An 18,527-nucleotide genomic window follows, 5' to 3' on the forward strand; every position below is an offset into this window, starting at 1 on the left:
CGGGCGCTAGAGCGCCCTCCGCGTGCCTGCCCGCGGCCGCCGCTTCGGTCTGCGTGCCGGCTCGGGTCTGGTCCAAGAGGGTTTGAAGTGTGCTCGTCCAAGAGACGGCTGTGTTGGTTCAGGGGGCGCCCCCCTGGAATTGCCGTTGGCGACGTAGGCGATCCTTGCGACTTTGTTGTGGTGGGTTGTGGGTGTGTAGGCGCGCTCGCGGGGGGCGTTGTGCCTTGTGCCGGGCATGCCCGCTTGGAGCATTTTCTGCGGGCATGTCCGGGTGGGTTGGGTTAGGGGCGGCGGCGGTTTTGGGGGAGCAGGGACGGGTTTCCCGTGCGGTGGTCGATGCCGGGCATGTCCGTGCCCGGGGGGACGACCTCGTCGATCGCGTCCAGGACGGCGGCGTCGAGGCGGAGGTCGGCGGCTGCCAGCAGGTCGTCCAGCTGGGCCATCGTCTTGGGGCCGATGATCGTCGAGGTGATGGCCGGGTGCTCGCCGACGAAGGCGAGCGCCATGTGCGTCAGCGGCAGCCCGGCCTCCTCGGCGATCTTCGAGAGCCGCTCGACGGCGTCGTATCGCGCCGGGGCGCTCGGGTCCACGTCGACGGTCCGCTGCCGCCACGCGGGGTTGTCCGAGGGCGCGAACCGCGAGCCGGCCGGCGGCTGCTCGTCGCGCCGGTACTTGCCGGTCAGCCAGCCGCCGGCGAGCGGGCTCCACGGGATCACGCCCATGCCGTGGCGCTGCGCGGCGGGCAGCATCTCCCGCTCGATCGACCGCGCGAAGATCGAGTACTGCGGCTGCTCGCAGACGAAGCGGACGCCGCCGCGGCGCTCGGCCGCCCACTGCGCCTCCACGATCTGGTCGGCGGGGAAGGACGACGAACCCACGTAGAGGACCTTGCCCTGGCGGACGAGGTCGGTGAGGGCGTCGAGGGTCTCCTCCAGGTCGGTGTCCCAGTCGGGGCGGTGCATCTGGTACAGGTCGATGTGGTCGGTGTCCAGGCGCCGGAGGCTGTCCTCCACGGCGCGGACGATGTAGCGGCGCGACCCGCCGCGCCTGTTGCGCTCCTCGCCCAGCTGGAAGAAGAACTTGGTCGCGAGGACGACCTCGTCCCGGCGGCCCTTGATGGCCTTGCCGACGACCTCCTCGCTCTCCCCCGCGGAGTACATGTCGGCGGTGTCGATGAAGTTGATCCCGGCGTCCAGGGCCCGGTGGACCATGCGGACGCATTCGTCATGATCGGGGTTGCCGACGAAGCCGAACATCATGGCGCCGAGGGTCTGGGTGCTGACCTCGACACCGGTGCGGCCGAGCTTGCGGTACTGCATGTATGCGCTCCCTAGCTCAGGTGAACGCGCAGAACGCTAGGAGCTGGAGCGCGCTCCAGGTCAAGCCCGTCACGGGTCGTCGGTGATCTCCACCGCCCTGATCGTCAGGTCGGTGCCGCCGCTGACCGTCACGTCCGCGCTGCCGCACGGGCACACGGCGAGCGGTTCGCGCGCCGGGAAGGAGGTCCCGCAGCTGCCGCAGTCGGCCACGCCCTCGGGCTCGGTGATGTCGAGCCGGGCCCCGGCCACGCACGTCCCCTCTCCGGCGGAGGCGAAGCAGATTCGTACCGCGTCCGGCATGACTCCGGAAAGCTTCCCTATTTCGAGGTGGACGACCGCGACCTGAGAGTCGGGCATTTGACTGCAAATTGCCGCTATGAGGCTTTCTGTGACGGCCAGTTCGTGCACGCGTCCTCCGTCCGCTCGCCGGCGCGTTTCCGTAGCTCAGGCGCCTGTCCGGTGCCCCCGATGCTCCTCCGTAAACCTTCCGTTTACCAAATCCGGGAACGCTGGTCCGCCGATTTCCGGACAGGGTTTCGGTCCCATCCCGCCGGGCAGTCCGAATTCGTAATGATCATTGGGGGAGAGATGACCGCTGCGCCGGAACTCGGCATCGACCTGCTCGGGATCGAGGCGGGAACGGTCGCGGCGCCGCCCGCGCTGAACCTGCGGACCCGGCTGCGGCGGCTGGACGGCGGGCCCGTCCAGTGCGTGCTGCTCACCGCCGCCGTGACGATCGCGGCGGCGCGCCGCGACTACGACGACGCCGAACGCGAGCGGCTCACCGGCGTGTTCGGCACGCCCGACACCTGGGACAGGACGCTGCAGGCCCTGCCGTGGGCGCGCGTCGGCGCGACGGTGCCGACCTTCCGCGGCCGGACGGAGGCGACGCTGTCGCTGCCGTGCGGGCACGACATGCACACCGAGGCCGACCGGTACCTGCACGCCCTCGACGGCGGCGACGTCCCGCTCGACCTCGCCTTCGACGGCACGGTGTTCTACCCGGGCGAGGACGGGGCGTCCCGCACGCGGCAGATCCCGTGGCACGCCGAGACGACGGGGGTCCTCCCCGTGCAGGCGTGGCGGGACCTCGTGGAGGCGTGCCACGGCGCCTCCCGCTGGCTCCGCCTGGACGACGCGTGCTTCGGCCGGCTGGCCGCCTACCGGGCGCGCCGCGCCCACTCCTCGTTCGACGACACCGTCGACGAGCTGCTGCGGAAGGCCGAGCTGGAGCGCGAAGAGGAAGAACGGACCGTGTAGCGCGGTCGAAGAACTCACTAAGGAGGAATTGGCATGAGGAAGGGAATCCGCACGGGCAGGGGTGCCGCCCGGTCGGCGATCACGCTGTTCGCACTGTTCGCGCTCGTCGCGCTCGCCATGGCGGTGCCGGGGATGCGCCGGCGGCGCATGTCCTGACCGGAGACCGTGCACCCGGGCCATGGCGACCATCGAGCGGCACCTCGTCGGCTACCTGAAGGACACGCACGCCCTGCAGCAGCACGTCGAGGCGACGCTGAGCGAGCTGCTCACCACGGTGGCGGCCGAGCCGGACGTCTGCCGGCGGCTCGGCCGCTACTCCGAGCGGACGCGGCGGCACACGCGGGAGATCGAGGCGCGGCTGCGGGCGCACGGCTCGGCCCCGTCCATCGTCCGCGACGCGGGGCAGATGTTCGCCGCCGTGCTGGAGGCCGGCCTGGGGCGCAGCCGCCGCGACCCGGTCGGCCGCCACATGCGCGACGCCTACGTCGCCGCCCACCTGCAGATCGCGGCGGCCGAGATGCTGCGCCGCGTCGCCGACCGCGCCGGGGACCCGGAGACGGCCCGGGTCGCGACGGCCATGTGCGACGACGCGCACGCGCTGGCGGAGGAGCTGTCGAACCGCTGGGACCTGGCCGTGGAACTGTCGCTCCGGCAGCACGGCGTCCGGGACTGAGGCAGGAGACTCTCATGACCATCCGCGAGGAGCAGGTCCTCGAACGCATCGCGCGGGCCCGCGGCCGCAGGGCGCGGCTCCGGGAGGACGCCGTCACCCTGGCGCACGGGTCCGGCGGCAAGGCCACCCGCACGCTGGTCGAGGCGGTCTTCCAGGAGGCGTTCGGCAACCCGCTCCTGGACCGCCTCGACGACTCGGCCCGCTTCGCCGTCAACGGCGCCGACCTGGCCTTCACCACCGACTCCTACGTGGTGTCCCCGCTGTTCTTCCCCGGCGGCGACATCGGCGACCTGGCGGTCAACGGCACCGTCAACGACCTGGCCGTCTCGGGCGCGACCCCGCTGCACCTGTCCGCGGGCTTCATCCTCGAAGAGGGCTTCCCGATCTCCTCGCTGCGGCGCATCACCGAGTCGATGCGCGCCGCGGCGGAGGCGGCCGGCGTGGACATCGCCACGGGCGACACCAAGGTCGTGCAGCGCGGGAAGGCCGACGGCTGCTACATCAACACGTCCGGCGTGGGCGTCGTCGGCGCCCCGCCCGCGGGCGAGCTCCGTCCCGGCGACGCCGTCCTGGTGACGGGCCCGATCGGCGAGCACGGCGTCACGATCATGCTGGCGCGCGGCGAGCTCGACCTCGAAGCGGACCTCGCCTCGGACACCGCGCCGCTGAACTGCCTGCTCGCCGACCTCGCCTCCCGCTGCCCGGGCGCCGTCCGCCGGATGCGCGACGCCACCCGGGGCGGTGTCGCGACCGTCCTCAACGAGCTGGCGGCCGACGCGGGCCTGGCCGTCGTGGTGGACGAGGCGGCGGTCCCGGTGCGGCCCGCGGTCAGGGGCGCCTGCGAGCTCCTCGGCATCGACCCGCTGTACGTCGCGTGCGAGGGCCGGGCCGTGGTGGTGGTCTCGCCCGAAGCCACCGACGCGGCGCTCGCCGCGCTGCGGGCCCATCCCCTGGGCGCGGACGCCGAGGTGATCGGCCGCGTGCACGACGACCCGCCCGCCACCGTCCTGCTGAAGACCGCGTTCGGCGGCACCCGCATCGTGGACCTCCTGGTGGGCGACCCCCTCCCGCGGATCTGCTGACGGAGTCAGCGGGCGCGGAGGGCGGTCTCGATGGCCGCGAGCCTGTCCGCCAGGTGCAGCAGGGCGCCCACCGACGGGTCCTCGGTGCTGCCGGCGAGGGTCTGGGAGCGCCGGTAGGCCGCCTTGACCTCCGCCCAGCGTTCGGCCTCGGGCGGCGTCAGCGTTCCCCGGAGTTCGGACAGCTTGAGCAGGTTGGCCTCGGCGCCGGACGTGAGGGTCTGCGACTCGGCCCGGTAGTGGTCGTCGATCACCGCCTCCAGCTCGGCCGCGTTCATCACCGGGAGGATGCGTTCGGCGATCTTGTTCATGTCGCGGTAGGAGCCCTGGAGCCGGAACGGCGGCTCGGTGCGGGACGCGTCGTCCTGGGCGGCGGAGGCGATGTAGGCGCGGTTGACCGTCAGGACGACCTCCTGGACGTGGAGCAGCTTTCCGAGGACGGACAGGATCTCGTCCAGCTCGGCCTGGGAGTAGGGGTGCGACAGGCGGTCGGGGCGGACGGTCTCGTCGCCGGAGGCCAGCCGCACGAGCAGCTCGACGTCGTCGCCGTCGCGCGCCGTCAGGGGCGCCAGGACGGGGTTCGAGGTCAGGGCGTTCTCGATGTAGCTGAGCGCGAACAGGTCGTCCTTGCCGGACAGGACGTCGCCCAGGTTCCACACGTCCGCGCGGTTGGCGAGCATGTCCGGGATCTGGAAGCGCTGCCCCGACTCGGTGTACGGGTTGCCGGCCATGCAGACGGCGAAGCGCTTGCCGCGCAGGTCGTAGGTGCGGGTCGCCCCTTCGATGCGGCGCTGGGCGTCGCAGAGCGGGATGAACTTCTGCAGGAACTCCGGTGAGGTGTGCTGGATGTCGTCCACGTACAGCAGGACGTTGTTCCCCATTTCGAGGGCGAGGTTGATCTTCTCGACCTCGCGGGCCGCCGTCGCGTTGGGCGCCTGGGCCGGGTCCAGGGACGTCACGTCGTGGCCCAGGGCCGGGCCGTCCACCCTGACGAACGCCAGGCCGAGGCGGTCGGCGACGTACTCCATGAGCGTCGTCTTGCCGTAGCCGGGCGGCGAGATGAGCAGGAGCAGCCCCATCTGGTCGGTGCGCTTGCCGTCGCCGGCGGCGCCCAGCTGCTTCGCGAGGTTGTCCCCGACGAGCGGCAGGTAGACCTCGTCCACGAGGCGGTTCCGCACGAACGCGCTCATCGTGCGGGGCTTGAGCCCGGCCAGCCCGAGGCGCTTCTCCTCGGACGCGATCAGCTCGTTGCGGGCCTTCTGGTAGGCGCGGAAGGCGGGCACGCGCTCCGTCCGGAACCGGTGGGTGCGGGCGAGGACCTCGTCCAGGCGGAGATCGAGGCGCCGGTCGGCGATGCGCGGGTGGTCGCCGAGCAGGTTCTCGATCGTCGCGGTGAGCGCGGCGGGCGAGTCGTAGCGGGCCGACGCGCAGAGGAGCATCGCCACGGCCTCGAGGACGTCGGCCGGGTCGCCGTCCGCGCCCGTCCCCAGGTAGGAGCTGAGCCATGCCTCCGCGAGCTGGTGGCGGGCGGCGAGGGACCCCGCGTCGCGCAGGTCCGCGTCGAGCGGGGTGTCCCCGAGCGCCTGGGCGAAGCCCTTCAGGAGGGTGCGGGCGCCCTGGCTCGTCACGAAGCCCTCGGGCGCGGCGGCCAGTTCCTCCACCAGGTACTCGGCGGTGAGCGGGTCGGGGGCGGGCAGGTCGTTCGCCGCGGCGAAGGCGGTGATGGACGCGGCCAGCTCGGCGGTCAGGCCGGTCAGGGCCTCGGCCCGCCCGAACGCCTCGCGGGCGCGGACGAGGGAGCGGGCGCGGGCCGTCCACATGGTGCGTCCGGCCTCGTCGGCGCCGTGCGTCCAGAAGAGCTGTGCGGCGGCGCGGGCCGGCCCCGGGTACCGCAGCAGGCCCGCTTCGGTGCGCAGGCGCAGCAGCGCCTCCAGGATGCGGGCCGCGTCGTGGTCGTGGACGCCGCGCTCGTAGCCCTCGTCGTAGCGGTCGGCGGCGGCGTCCCGGACCAGCCCGGGCAGCCGGCCCTCGGCGGCGGCCCGCCGCAGCTCGCCGAGGGGCGCGGACGCGAGGATCGACGCCGCCAGGTACTCGGCCCGGTAGGTCTCCGGGGTCTCCGAGACGAGGGTCTGGCCCCACAGGTCGCGGGTCGCCGCGAACCCCTCGTCCCGGACGGGGGCACGGTAGTCGGTGCCGGTGATCGCGAAGGCGACGGAGCCGCGGTGCGGGACGAGGGTCAGCTCGATCGGGCGCGTGTTGACCGCGAACCGGTGCCGGCCCAGCCGGATCGTCCCGCCGCCGTCCCCGTACAGGTCGAGGCGGTCGCGCAGCGCGCGCCCCGCCTCCTGGCGGGCCGCCTTGACGCGGCCGTCCAGCTCCTCGGCGCGGACGTCGTCGTCCAGCCCGCGCAGCTCGTCGGCGATCGAGCGGAGCCGGGCCACCATCGCGTCGGTCGCGAAGTAGGTGTTGACCTCGTCCGGGGACGCCAGGGCCGCGGCGCGGCGGCGGACGCCGGACAGGATGCGCTCGGCCGACTCGGTGAGCCGGTCGGTGCGGCGGGCGCGCTCGTCCAGCAGCGTCTGCTTGCGGGACGAGAACGCCTCGTAGACCTCGGTCCGCTTCGTCTCCAGCTCGGCGAGGAACTCGTCCAGCTCGGCGAAGCGGGCCTGCAGCGTCTCCAGGCGCAGCAGGAGGCGGCCGAGCTGCTCGTCGCAGGCCTCGGGCGTGCCGGCGGTGGCGAGGGCGCCGGCGATCGACTGGTCGAGCAGCGCCAGCTCGGCGGCGAACGCGGCGCGGCCCTCGCGGGCGAGCAGCTCGCGGCGGCGGCCGTCGAGGACGGCGCGGGCCCGGTTGAGGCCGCCGAGCACCTCGCCGACCCGCTCCAGGATCGCGGTCCGCGCGGTCGCGTCGGTGACGTCCAGGTCGCCGACGACCTCGGTGACGACCTCCAGGCCCTCGTGCTGCGCGTCGAGGAGGTCGGCCAGGGGCGCGGCCTCCGCGGCCGTCCCGATGGCGCGGGCCGCCTCGGTGAGCCGGTCGACCTCGGCGTGGTAGCCGGTGAACGCCTCCTCCCGCTGGAGGAACTCGACCGCGCCGGCGCCCGCGTCCCGCAGCTCCGCCTGGACGGCCTCGGACAGCTCGTCGATCCGGGACGCGTCGACGTAGCGCAGGTCGCGCAGCGTCTCCAGGCGGCCCTGGGCGCGGCGGAACCCGGCCAGCGCCGAGATCCAGCCGTCGGCGGTCGACGGCGCCTCGGTCCGCGCCCGGCGGACCAGCGCGGCGATGTGCTCGGCGGCCTCGGCGACGGCGGAGGCCGCCCGGTCCGTGAGCGCCCTGACCTTCTCGTACTCGTCCAGCACCTGCCCGGCGGTCGCGCGGACGTCAGCCAGCGGCGCGGCGAGGTCGCCGAGCTCCTCCTCGGCGAGCCAGTGGTACAGGTCCGCGGCCCGCGTGCACGACGAGATCAGCGCCTCGAACACCCGGGTGGACGGGGACATCTCGTCCACCATCCGGGTGATCGACAGGCATTCGGAGATGCCGCGGACCAGGTCGGGGTTCCCGACGCGCTCCAGCGGCCCGGTGCCGACCGGCTGGGCGGCGGCGTGCGCGTCCGAGACGTACGGGGTCGTCCAGATCTGCATGGGGTGGACGCGGGTCGGTTCGTCGGAGAACGCCCGCATCACGACGAGCGTCCCGTCCTCGAACAGCGAGTACCCGTGGCACGTGATCGGCGTCGCGACCCGCTTGCGGATCACGTTGTACGGCAGCAGCAGCGACCGCCCGTCCTCCCGCGAGTGGAAGACGTAGAGGACGTCCTCGCCGTTGGGGGACCGGACGACCCGCTCGTACTCCAGCCCGGTCGCGTCGGTGTCGAACGTCTTCGCGGCGCCGGTGTCCAGGTAGTAGCCGCCCGGGAAGATGATCCCGTGGTCGTCGGGCAGCCGCCGGCACGCCTGCTCGATGCCGTCGAGCCGGGTGACCTCCTTGGTGCGGACGTTGAACACCAGGTGCCGCCACGCGGACTCGTTGTAGGGCCGGATCCGCAGCAGGATCAGCGCCCCGACCCGCGCGTGCAGGACGTCGGCGTCCGCGAGCGACTGCAGGGGCTCGTCGACCGGCTCGGAGTAGATGCCCTCGCCGGTGCCGGTGTTGTCCTCGATCTTCACGGTGAGGGTGCCGCCGATCGTCTCGACGAACACCTCGCCCTCGATCGAGATGTGCGGGTGCCGGCCGAGGACGTGGTCGTCCCGCGTGGTCTCGACCCAGTCGACGTCGTGCGCGGGCGGGAACGCGTGGTCGCGCTCGCCCTGGTTGTCCTCGTAGGCGACGCGGCCGTCCGGCGCCGTCCGCCAGCGCAGGACGCGCAGGTCCGACAGCCGCGGGCCGGTCTGGAAGACCGCGAGCAGCCGGCCGTCCACCAGCCGCAGCTGCAGCAGCCGCGCCTGCCGGTAGTACCGGTACATGTCGGCGAAGTCGCGCAGGAACCGCGGGTCGTCGAGCAGCCCCGGCACCGCCTCCGGCCCGACCGGGGTGAACGCGACGCCGTCCTCGCCCCGGGTGAAGCGGTGCAGCGAGAAGACGTCGCCGACCGCGGTCTCCGGCTTCAGCCCGAGGAAGACGTTGTAGCCGAACAGCATCACGTCGCCGAGCGCGACCACGTCGCGGGGCACGCAGTTGTGCGCGGTCCGGATCCGCTCGGTGCCGGCCAGCCGCGTCTCCGCGCCGCCGAACACCTCCAGCCGCCGCGCGTTCAGCGCCTCCGCGCGCCGCGCCAGCTCGCCGGCGTGCCCGGCGAGCCGCGCGCGCAGCACCTCGTAGGTCCCGTGGTCCAGCGCCGCCGCCTGCTCGTGCGCCGCCTCCCGGTCCGCCTCCGTCCCGCGGTCCAGTACGGCCCCGCCCGTGCCCACCCGGACGTCGTCAGTCACCCGTCTCTCCGATCTCCCTCATGCTGCGAACCCCCCACGGGCGGCTGCGGCGGGCCGCCGGTCCGTCGGCCCCCGGGCGCGACGACCCGCCGCAGGTCTCTTTGATCAGCCGGCGGCCACCGCGGTTCCGTTGACCTCCGACAGCGGCGCGTCGGCGACGCCGAGGCGGCGCGCGGCGTCCAGCAGGTCCTGGAGGCCGGCCGCCTCCGGGCCGCCCGACTTGATCAGCCGCAGCAGCAGCGCCGAGAGGGTCAGGTCCCGGACGCCGCCGGTGTCGATCGAGCCGAGCACCCGGGACAGGTCCGCCGGGAAGGACGACGTGCCGTCCAGCCACGGGCCCGCGAGCGACTGCGCGACCTCGGAGTGCCGCACGAAGCCGTCCACCGCCTTGCCGAGCGAGATCGAGCCGACCACGCGGTCGAAGAAGGCGGAATCGCCGCCGACGATGTCGATGTCGGCCTTCTCCAGGCCCGCCGCGAGGACGGTCGCCTGCGCCTCGGCCACCTGCCGCTGCGCTTCGAGGCCGGCGAGCCGGACGTCCTTCTCCGCCTCCAGCCGCAGCCGGTACTCCTCGTGCTGGCGGGACGCCTCGTCCAGCGCCGCCATGGCCCCGGCCTTCTCGTGCAGGCCCTCCGCCTCGGCGCGCAGGCTCTCCCGGATCCGGGCGGCCTCCGCCAGCGCCATCTCCTGCGCGGCCTGCGCCTCGGCGTGGCCGACCCGCTCGATGGCCTCGGCGCTGCGCTCGCGGACCTCGACCTCGGCGAGGCCGGGCGCGGCGGTCTCGGCGCGCAGCCCCTCCGCGAGCCGGGCCTTGGCCTCGGCGTCCAGCTCGGCGGCCTGCCGGCGCGCCTCCGCCATCGTCAGCTCCTCGCGGGCGCGGTGCTGCGCGGCGGCCTCGGCCGCCTCGGCGGCCTTGATGCCCTTGACCAGGTTCTCCTGCGCCTCCGCCTCCGCGTGGATGATCACCGACTGGCGGGCGCGCTCGGCCTCCTCGACCGTGCGGAGCCGCTTGATGGCCTCCTCCTGCTCGGCCACCGTCCGCTCGACCGCGATCCGCTCGCGGACGACGTTCGCGATCTCCCGCTTCTCGGCCTCGACCTCCTTGTCGGCGGCGATCCGGGTCAGCTCGGTCTCCCGCTCCCGGGCGATCACTTCGAGGAGGCGGTCCTTCTCGATGCGCTCGCTCTCGATCGCGAGGACGCGCTCCTTGTTCTTCGCGGCGACGGAGACCTCGCGGTCCTTGTTCTCGTGCTGCACGCCGAGCTGCTCGTCGGTGCGGATGTGCGCGGTCTGCGCGCGCAGCCGCTCCTCGGCCTTGACCCGCTCGATCTCCGCCTCCTCGCGGGCCCGGACGGTCTCGATCTCGCGCTCCTGGCGGATCTCCGCGTCGGCCTGGCGGCGCTCCAGCTCCAGGATGGCCTCCCGCGCCTCCACGTTCTGGCGGGTGATCTCCTTCTCCTCGTGGCGGGTGTACTCGTTGGTGCGGACGTGCTCGATCGCGGTCAGCTCGGTGATCTTGCGGATGCCCTGCGCGTCCAGGATGTTGGACTTGTCGAGCGACAGCAGCGGCGTCTGCTCCAGGTAGTCGATCGCCGCGTCCTCCAGGCTGTAGCCGTTCAGGTCCGTGCCGATGACCTGGATGATGTGGTCGCGGAACTCGTTGCGGCGGGTGTAGAGGTCGGCGAAGTCGAGGTGCTTGCCGACGGTCTTCAGCGCCTCGGAGAACTTCGCCGCGAACAGCTCCTGCAGCGTCTCCTGGTTGCTGGCGCGCTCGGTGCCGATGGCCTGCGCGACCTTGATGACGTCCTCGACGGTCTTGTTGACGCGGACGAAGAACGTGATGCGGATATCGGCGCGGATGTTGTCCTTGCAGATCAGCCCGTCCCGGCCGGTCCGCTCGATCTCGATCGTCTTGACCGAGATGTCCATCAGCTCGGCCCGGTGCAGGACCGGCAGGACGATCGCGCCGGTGAAGGTGACGTCGACCTTCTTGAGCTTGGAGATGATCAGCGCGCGGCCCTGGTCGACCTTGCGGAACAGGCGCGTCACCATCAGCACGAGGCCGAGGGCGATGAGCAGGGCGAGCGCGAGGAGCACGCCGGCTCCTATCGTGATGGTGTCCATGGGACTCCCTGTCGGCTGGGGGAACGAGGAAGCGGGGGTCGGGCGGGCCGGTCAGCGGACCGGGCGGGGCCCGCCGGCCAGGCCGGACGCCGCGTCGTGCGGCATGACCCAGAAGAACTGGCCGTTCGGATCGAAGTCGAAGATGAGGGCGGTGCTGCCGGCGGTCAGGCCCGTGCCGTCCGGCGCCGCGCCGGCCGCGGGGACGTCCGCCGCGGTCAGCCGGACCTGGATGATCGCGGACGAGCCGTCGGGCGCGGTGACCTCCGCCTGGCCGAAGTCCGTGCCCACCCGCCCGGTGCGGATGACGCACGGCAGCCCGACGAAGTCGCGCAGCGACGCCGCGACCTGGTCCTGGAAGACGCGGCGCAGCGGCAGCACCGCCGCCCGCGTCACGAGCCACGCCGCGGCCAGTGCCGCGGGCAGGGCCAGGAAGCGCAGGACGCCGCCGGAGGCCGCGACCGCGAGGCTCACGAACCACGCGACCGCGATCAGCAGGGACAGGACGACGGTGGCGGGCACGCCCCCGAGGCCGAGCACGGCGAGCCGCTCGGCGAGGAACCCGTCCCCGCCGTCCGCGTCGCCGCCGTGCGCGTCCCCGGCGCCGGCACCGGCCCCCGCGTCGGCATCGGTGCCGGCGCCGAGGAAGTCGACGCCGAGGCCGCCGAGCAGGACGAGCGCCCAGTACCCGGCGACCACCAGGAGAGAGAAGCTGAAAAGAGCGGTGGGAAAACCGAATGCGGCATCGAGGAATTCGCCCATGGAAATGCACGCTCCCGCATCGAGGCGTCATTGACCGTCCGGGCGGCCGAAACGGCGTCCCGGTGTTGAGAATGGATTCCAGCGAGGAGGCCTCGCTGCGCGGGGAGGCTCCGCCGGGCGAGCGGGAACGGCTCGCGCCGGGCGGGGAAGAGGGCCGTGCTCAGCTATCTGGGAACGCGTGCGCCCAGGCGACGTGGCTCAGGTCGTACGGCCTGGCGTCCTGGGGGCGGGTTCGGCGCGGCGGCGCCGGCGCAATGAAAAAGTGCCGGGGGGTCATCCAATGCCCTCCTGATCGGAGACGAATCCTGTCTCGCCGACCAGTCTTCCCGGCACACCGGTAGTTACTTTAGCTTATTTCTCGCCCGAAGGGAAGTCTTAAAGCGGCGGATCACTCCATATGGGGCGTTGACCTCGCCATTCACCGCGAAAGCGGTGATCTCCGGGCGGCCGCCGGGGGACGTTCAGCTTGCGTTGAGGTTCGCTGGAGGTCGCGTTCAGGAGCGGCCGCTACCGTCGCCCGCCATGACCCCGCCCGCCACTCCGCCCGGCGCGTCGCCCGGCACGACCCCGCCCGCCGCGCCGGCGGAGACCTGCCGGCCGATCTTCGTCCTCGGGTGCCCGCGCTCCGGGACGACGCTGCTCCAGCAGATGCTGCACTCGCACCGGCGCATCGCGTTCCCGTCCGAGACGCGGTTCGTGCACGTGGCCTACGAGCGGCGGCACGAGTTCGGCGACCTGGAGCGGGAGGAGAACCGGCGGGCGCTCGCGGAATGGATCACCGGCGGGAAGGACACCAAGTTCGCCGTCCTCGGCCTGGACGCCGCCGAGGTGGTCGAGGAGATCGTGCACGGGCCGCCGACGCTCGGGTCGGCGCTGGCGGCCGTCTTCCGCCGCTACGCGCGGGCGCACGGCAAGCCGCGGTGGGGCGACAAGCGGCCGAGCTACTTCCGGCGGGTGCCGATGCTCCAGCGGATGTTCCCGGATGCGCAGTTCGTCCACCTCGTCCGGGACGGCCGGGACGCGGTCAGCTCGCTGATGCGCATGCCGTGGTTCGAGGGGGACCTCCACGCCGCCGCGCTGACCTGGCGGGAGGCGGTGGACACCGGCCGCCGCCTCGCCGCCCGCCTCGGCCCGGACACCTTCTACGAGTTCCGCTACGAGGACCTCGTCGCCGAGCCGGAGGAGGAGCTGGCGAAGCTGTGCGCGTTCCTCGGCGAGGAGTACGACCCCGCCATGACCGAGGCGTACCGGCACGCCCGGCGGACGGTGCCGTCCGAGCGCAGGTGGCATCTGCGCACCCACGAGGCGCCCAACACCCGCAACGTCGGCGCGTGGCGCGAGCGCATGGAGGCGGGGGAGGCGGACCTGGTCGAGCACGTCCTCGCCGGCCGGCTGCGCCACCACGGCTACGAGCTGGCCGGCGCCGCGCGCCCCGCCGCCGCGCAGCTCGCGAAGTTCCACCGGCTGGCCGCGCACCGCTGGCGGTGGCGGCACACGCAGGCGGCACTGGACCGGCTCGCGCAGGCGCGGGAGCCCAACCCCGTCGCGTCCCGGCTGACCGGACCGGTGCGCTGACCCGAGGGTCTGAGGACTGATGCGACGGGGACAGGTGAGTCTGTCCCCAGGGCAAGGAGCCCGCGACCGGCCCGCGTGGGACGAGTCTGGGCGGTTGTCCGAAATTCTCATGGAACGTGCCCGGTGCGCCGCGCCGTGCGCGCCGCGCGCCGCCGCGAGCCTGCTGGGGAACCGCGCAGGTGGCGTGCCGTAGTGCACCGCGCGGGGGAGAACCGGACCGCTGGGGCGGACGGGGACAGCGTTTTCCGATCATGGTGGCCTGGGCCCCTTAACGGCGGGGTTACCGGCCGGTAACCCGAGTACCGTTTTTACCGGCGTGCTGACTTAATTTACGGAACAGAGACATGGCCGTGTCCGATCGTTCACCATGCCGACCTGAGACACATCCTGCTTTTGGTTGTATCTTGCGTGTTGCTCGTCACCCGGTAGCTATCGCGATTGATTCGACGATCCTCTGACATAAGGAGGAGTGCGGTGACCACATCGGAAACTATTTCCCACGCCGAGCTGCAATCGTGGCTTCTTGACAGGATCGCCTTCTACCTCGACAGACCCCCGGAAAACATCGATCCATCCGTCGAACTCGCCCGCTACGGGGTGGACTCCGTCTACGCGATCAGCATCATCAGCGACATCGAGGACCACCTCCAGGTCGAGGTCGACGTGGCCGAGGCCCGGCGCCGCGAGACGGTGACCGCGCTCACCGACTACCTGCTCGAACTCGTCGCGTGATGGGCGGCCGGCCCGGGGAAGGGCCCTTGATGGTGGTGCTCGGCGACAGCGTGGCCGAGGGGCAGGACGACCCGGACCCCGCCGGCGGGTGGCTCGGCTGGGCCGGCCGGATAGCCGACCACCTGGGCTTTCCCCGTGAATCGATGCTGAACGCCTCCGACCCGGGTGCGACGATCGAGGACGTGGTCCGCGACCAGCTGCCGGCCGTCCGGCATCTGCGGCCGGCGCTCGTGGTGCTCGGCTGCGGCATGAACGACGCGCTGCGCGGCTTCGAGCGCGCCGCCGCGGCGGCGCGGCTGGACGAGCTGTTCGGCTGGGCCCGCGGCACCGGCGCCGTGGTGCTGGCGATCCCGGTGCCCCGGCCGCCGCTGCTGGACCTCACCCCGATGTCGCAGTTCCGCAAGAAACGGACCGTCCAGCGCATTCATGACTTCAACGAGGAGCTCGACCGGGTCTCCCGCGACTTCGGAATGGCATTCCCGGAACGGGAGACGGTCGCGAAAGTCGCTGACCCCGCGATGTGGAGTTCCGACGGAATCCACCTCAACCCGCGCGGGCACGCATATGTGGCGGAGGTGATCGCGGAGATAGCGGGCAGCCTGCTCGGCGAGCGGGTGGGCTGAGCTTGGCCTCGGGGGCCGGACCGGCAGTGTGGAAAACATATGAAAAGACCATTCTCGTTCGCGCGCGCGTCCCAGTCGATGATGCTGATCCCGCTGGCTCCCGTGCTGGCCGTCCAGGCGTGGTGGACGGTGCGCCGGACACCGCGGCTCGACCCCGCCGGCGGGGACGAGCACGGCTTCGTGCAGGGCGCGAACCCCGGCGCCGGCCGGCCCGCGTTCCGCGTCGTCGTGATCGGGGAGTCCACCGCGGTCGGCGTCGGGGCGTCCCGGCACGCCGAGGCGCTGCCGGGCTTCCTCGCCGAGGCGCTGGGCGAGCGCCTGCGGCGCAGCGTGGCGTGGTCGGTCTCCGGTGAGAACGGCGCGACGGCCCGCCGGATCACCGGCGGCCTCGTCCCGCCCCCCGGCGGCTCCGCGCCGGACCTCGTGGTCGTCACCGTGGGGATCAACGACCTGATCCGGCGGCGCCCGCTGCGCCGCTGGGCGGCCGACGTCGCCGAGCTGGTCGGCGTCCTGCGCGCCCGGTACGCGGAGGCGGCCGTGCTGGTAGCGGGCATGCCGCCGGTGCACCGGTTCCCCGCGATCCCGCGGCCGCTGCGGTACGTGCTCGGCGCCCGCGCGCGGACCATGGACCGGATCATGGCGGAGGCGGTCCGGGCGGGCGGGGCCGTCCACGCTCCCATGGACGAGGCGATGGCGCGCGACCGCGCGCTGTTCGCCGCCGACGGCTTCCACCCGTCGCCCGCCGGCTACCGGGCCTGGGCCCGGGACCTCGCCCGCGCCGCCGCCCCGTCCGCCGGCCTCCGCGCCGCCGAGCCCGCCGCCGAGCCCGCGGCCCCGTCCGGCGCCCCGCGCAGCCTCCCGCCCGGCGCCCCGTCCGGCACCCGGTCCAGCACCGTGTCCGCCGCCGCCCGGACCGCTCCCGGCCCGCCGGCCGGCGAGCGCACGAGCACGCCCCCCGCCGGCACCGCCCCGCCACGGAAGAACTGACACGGCAAGCGAAGGGAGCAGCTCGGATGACGGTTCCCGGAACGTTCCGTTCGGCGGTGGAGGCCAAGGACCTCGCCGCCGTCACCCGCGTCCTCGACCCGGGCATCGAGTTCCGCAGCCCGGTGATGGTGAAGCCCTATATCGGCCGCGACACGGTGACCTCGCTGCTCGCGGTGCTGTTCGAGGTGTTCGAGGAGTTCCGCTACACCGACGAGCTGGTGAGCCGCGCCCCGAACGGCGCCGGGCCGCCCACCCAGGCGCTGATCTTCGACGCGCGGGTGCTGGGCAAGGACGTCCAGGGGCTGGACCTGCTCAGCTTCGGCGCCACGGGCCTGGTCACGGGCCTGACGGTGATGGTCCGCCCGCTGCCCGCGGCGATGACGCTCGCGCGGGCCGTCGGGCGGCGGATGGAGGAGGCCGCGGGAAAGGCCGGCAAGCGCGCCGACGACGGCGCGGACGACGGAAGAGACGACTCGGGGGGAGCGGAGGGGGCGGGGGGCCCGTCCGGCACGACGCGGTCATAGGGGCGCGAGACCGCAGTGCGTGGCAGGACAGCGCGGCTCCGGGAGCCGCCCCAGGGATAAAGGGAGTGGAAAGAAAGATGGACAGTAAGGTCCCCGCACACCCCGTGAACCCCGCGTTCGCGGCCCCGGCGCTCGCGGACCCCGCGACCGCGGGCCCGGCGCCGGCGGGCGCGCCGCCGGGCGAGCCTCCGGCGGGGCCGCCGCGCGCGCGGCGCCCGGTCGCGGGACTGTCGCCGGCGCACCGGATCGCGGCCGATCTGGACGGGTATCTCGGCGACCCGATGGACGACGAGGCCGGGCCGTTCTCCTACAGGGCGATCGTGGAGGCCGAGGAGCGCGACGAGCTTCCGCCGGGCGCGGTGGACGCCGTCCGGGCGTGGGGTTTCCCGAAGTACCTCGTCCCGGTCCCGCTGGGCGGCCGGCTGACGACGCTGGAGGAGCTGTTCTTCGTGACGCGCGGCATCTCCCGCCGCAGCGTCACGGTGGCGGTGATGTACGGGTCGGGCCTGCTGGCGGTGAACCCGGTGTGGCTGTGGGGCGACGCGTGGCAGCGCAGGACGGTCGCCGACGGCGTGCTGCGCGGGGACCTGGCCTGCTTCGGCGTGTCGGAGGCCGACCACGGCAGCGACGTGATGGCCTCGGAGTCCGAGGCCGACCTGCAGGGCGACGAGCTGGTGCTGACGGGCGTGAAGTGGCCGGTCGGCAACGCCACCCGCGGGCGGTTCGTGACCACCTATGCCAGGACCGGCCCGCGCGACTTCTCCCTGATCCTGGTCGACAAGCGGGAGCTGGACCCGGCGGCCTGGTCGACGCTGCCGCCCGTGCGGACGGTCGGGCTGCGCGGCCACGACCTGTCCGGGGTGGCGTTCTCCGGGGCGCGCGTCCCGGCCGAGCGGGTGATCGGGCGGCGCGGCTCCGGGCTCGTCCAGACGCTGAAGACCCTGCAGATCACCCGGACCGCGATCGCGGCGCTGTCGGTCGGGACGATCGACGCGGTGGTGCGGATCGGGATGCAGTACGCGCGGCAGCGGACCCTGTACGGGTCGGACATCTACAAGATCCCCGTCATCCGCGACCATCTGCTCAAGGCGCACCTGGACCTGCTGATCGCCGAGTGCGTCGCGATCCCGGTGACGCGCTGCCTGACGGTCGCGCCCGGGCGGCTCAGCCTGTGGTCGTCGATCGCCAAGTACTTCGTCCCCGTGCTGGGGGAGGAGGTCGTGGCGAGCATCGGGACCGTCCTCGCGGCGCGCGGCTACCTGCGCGAGGGCGTCGCGCACGGGGTGTTCCAGAAGCTGCAGCGCGACCACGCCATCGCCAGCATCTTCGAGGGCACCACGCACGTGAACCTGGCCAACGTCGCCGGGCAGCTCCCGTACCTGATCGACCCGCCCGAGGAGACCGGCGGCGAGGACGAGCTGCTCGCCGACCTGTTCTGCTGGACGCGGACCCCGCCCGCGTGGGAGCCGGACGGCCGGCTGCTGCAGCTCACCAACGAGGGGCGCGACGAGGTCGGGCAGCGGTTCGAGCAGATCGCCGAGCAGGTGCTGGAGGCCGCGAACGCGCACGCCGCGCCCGGCGTCGCCGCCGAGCTGAAGGACCTCATGTCCAGCATCGGCGGACTGCGCGCCAAGGTGGACGAGGGCATCCGGGCCGCCGCGGACGACGTCTCCTCGGTGGCCGCGCTCGCCCGCGCCAAGCGCTACTGCGAGCTGCACGCGATGGTCTCGTGCATGCTGACGTGGCTGCACAACCGGCAGGCGTTCGGCGGCCCGTTCGCCGACGGCCAATGGCTCGCGCTGTGCCTGCAGCGCCTGCTCCAGCGCGCCCAGCCCGACGCCGCCCTGTCGGAGGAGTTCCTCCCCTCGCTGGAGGACGCGATGTTCCGCAACGTCGACGAGCGGCGCTGGTTCTCCCTGCTCTCCCTGGCCGAGGACGAGTGATACC

General features: G+C 73.1%; 15 protein-coding genes. 10 read left to right on the top strand and 5 right to left on the bottom strand.

Going from position 1 to position 18,527, the window contains the following annotated elements:
- Positions 1-281 precede the first annotated feature (281 nt).
- The gene (locus ACIWVC_RS25100; protein WP_396449706.1) at positions 282-1,319 is read right to left on the bottom strand and encodes an aldo/keto reductase; all 1,038 of its coding nucleotides are present in this window, start codon (positions 1,317-1,319) and stop codon (positions 282-284) included.
- Between the two features lie 69 nt (positions 1,320-1,388).
- A complete protein-coding gene (locus ACIWVC_RS25105; protein ID WP_396449707.1) occupies positions 1,389-1,727 on the bottom strand; it encodes a hydrogenase maturation nickel metallochaperone HypA in 339 nt (112 codons plus the stop codon).
- A 180-nt stretch (positions 1,728-1,907) separates the two neighbouring features.
- On the opposite strand from ACIWVC_RS25105, the gene ACIWVC_RS25110 reads away from it, so the two are divergent.
- The 4 genes from ACIWVC_RS25110 to hypE are packed head-to-tail and all read left to right on the top strand — an operon-like array spanning position 1,908 to position 4,334.
- Positions 1,908-2,579, top strand: coding sequence for a DUF6084 family protein (locus ACIWVC_RS25110; RefSeq protein WP_396454644.1), 672 nt, complete (start codon positions 1,908-1,910; stop codon positions 2,577-2,579).
- Positions 2,580-2,612: 33 nt separating this feature from the next.
- Entirely contained in the window at positions 2,613-2,735 is a 123-nt protein-coding gene (locus tag ACIWVC_RS25115) for a hypothetical protein (RefSeq protein ID WP_396454645.1), read from the top strand.
- Positions 2,736-2,757: 22 nt separating this feature from the next.
- A complete protein-coding gene (locus ACIWVC_RS25120) occupies positions 2,758-3,252 on the top strand; it encodes a DUF892 family protein (protein ID WP_396449710.1) in 495 nt (164 codons plus the stop codon).
- Between the two features lie 14 nt (positions 3,253-3,266).
- A complete protein-coding gene (gene hypE, locus ACIWVC_RS25125) occupies positions 3,267-4,334 on the top strand; it encodes a hydrogenase expression/formation protein HypE (RefSeq protein WP_396449711.1) in 1,068 nt (355 codons plus the stop codon).
- 5 nt (positions 4,335-4,339) lie between these two features.
- Here hypE and ACIWVC_RS25130 read toward each other — a convergent pair whose 3' ends face one another.
- The 3 genes from ACIWVC_RS25130 to ACIWVC_RS25140 form a co-directional block, all read right to left on the bottom strand.
- Positions 4,340-9,217: a DNA repair ATPase gene (locus tag ACIWVC_RS25130; protein WP_396449737.1), complete on the bottom strand. Its 4,878-nt coding sequence runs from the start codon at positions 9,215-9,217 to the stop codon at positions 4,340-4,342.
- A gap of 144 nt (positions 9,218-9,361) precedes the next feature.
- Complete coding sequence (locus ACIWVC_RS25135; RefSeq protein ID WP_396449712.1) at positions 9,362-11,380, bottom strand: SPFH domain-containing protein; 2,019 nt, start codon at positions 11,378-11,380, stop codon at positions 9,362-9,364.
- Between the two features lie 51 nt (positions 11,381-11,431).
- The gene (locus tag ACIWVC_RS25140; protein ID WP_396449713.1) at positions 11,432-12,076 is read right to left on the bottom strand and encodes a hypothetical protein; all 645 of its coding nucleotides are present in this window, start codon (positions 12,074-12,076) and stop codon (positions 11,432-11,434) included.
- 585 nt (positions 12,077-12,661) lie between these two features.
- On the opposite strand from ACIWVC_RS25140, the gene ACIWVC_RS25145 reads away from it, so the two are divergent.
- The 6 genes from ACIWVC_RS25145 (at position 12,662) to ACIWVC_RS25170 (ending at position 18,523) form a co-directional block, all read left to right on the top strand.
- Complete coding sequence (locus ACIWVC_RS25145) at positions 12,662-13,714, top strand: sulfotransferase family protein (RefSeq protein WP_396449714.1); 1,053 nt, start codon at positions 12,662-12,664, stop codon at positions 13,712-13,714.
- Positions 13,715-14,188: 474 nt separating this feature from the next.
- Entirely contained in the window at positions 14,189-14,446 is a 258-nt protein-coding gene (locus tag ACIWVC_RS25150; protein ID WP_396449715.1) for an acyl carrier protein, read from the top strand.
- 29 nt (positions 14,447-14,475) lie between these two features.
- A complete protein-coding gene (locus ACIWVC_RS25155) occupies positions 14,476-15,069 on the top strand; it encodes an SGNH/GDSL hydrolase family protein (protein ID WP_396449738.1) in 594 nt (197 codons plus the stop codon).
- A 39-nt stretch (positions 15,070-15,108) separates the two neighbouring features.
- On the top strand, positions 15,109-16,056 hold the full coding sequence (locus ACIWVC_RS25160; protein WP_396449716.1) for an SGNH/GDSL hydrolase family protein: 948 nt from the start codon (positions 15,109-15,111) through the stop codon (positions 16,054-16,056).
- Positions 16,057-16,082: 26 nt separating this feature from the next.
- Entirely contained in the window at positions 16,083-16,580 is a 498-nt protein-coding gene (locus ACIWVC_RS25165) for a nuclear transport factor 2 family protein (protein WP_396449717.1), read from the top strand.
- Between the two features lie 77 nt (positions 16,581-16,657).
- Complete coding sequence (locus ACIWVC_RS25170) at positions 16,658-18,523, top strand: acyl-CoA dehydrogenase family protein (RefSeq protein ID WP_396449718.1); 1,866 nt, start codon at positions 16,658-16,660, stop codon at positions 18,521-18,523.
- Positions 18,524-18,527: the final 4 nt, after the last annotated feature.

It is taken from the genome of Actinomadura sp., from assembly GCF_044508335.1.
Taxonomy (GTDB): Bacteria; Actinomycetota; Actinomycetes; order Streptosporangiales; family Streptosporangiaceae; genus Spirillospora.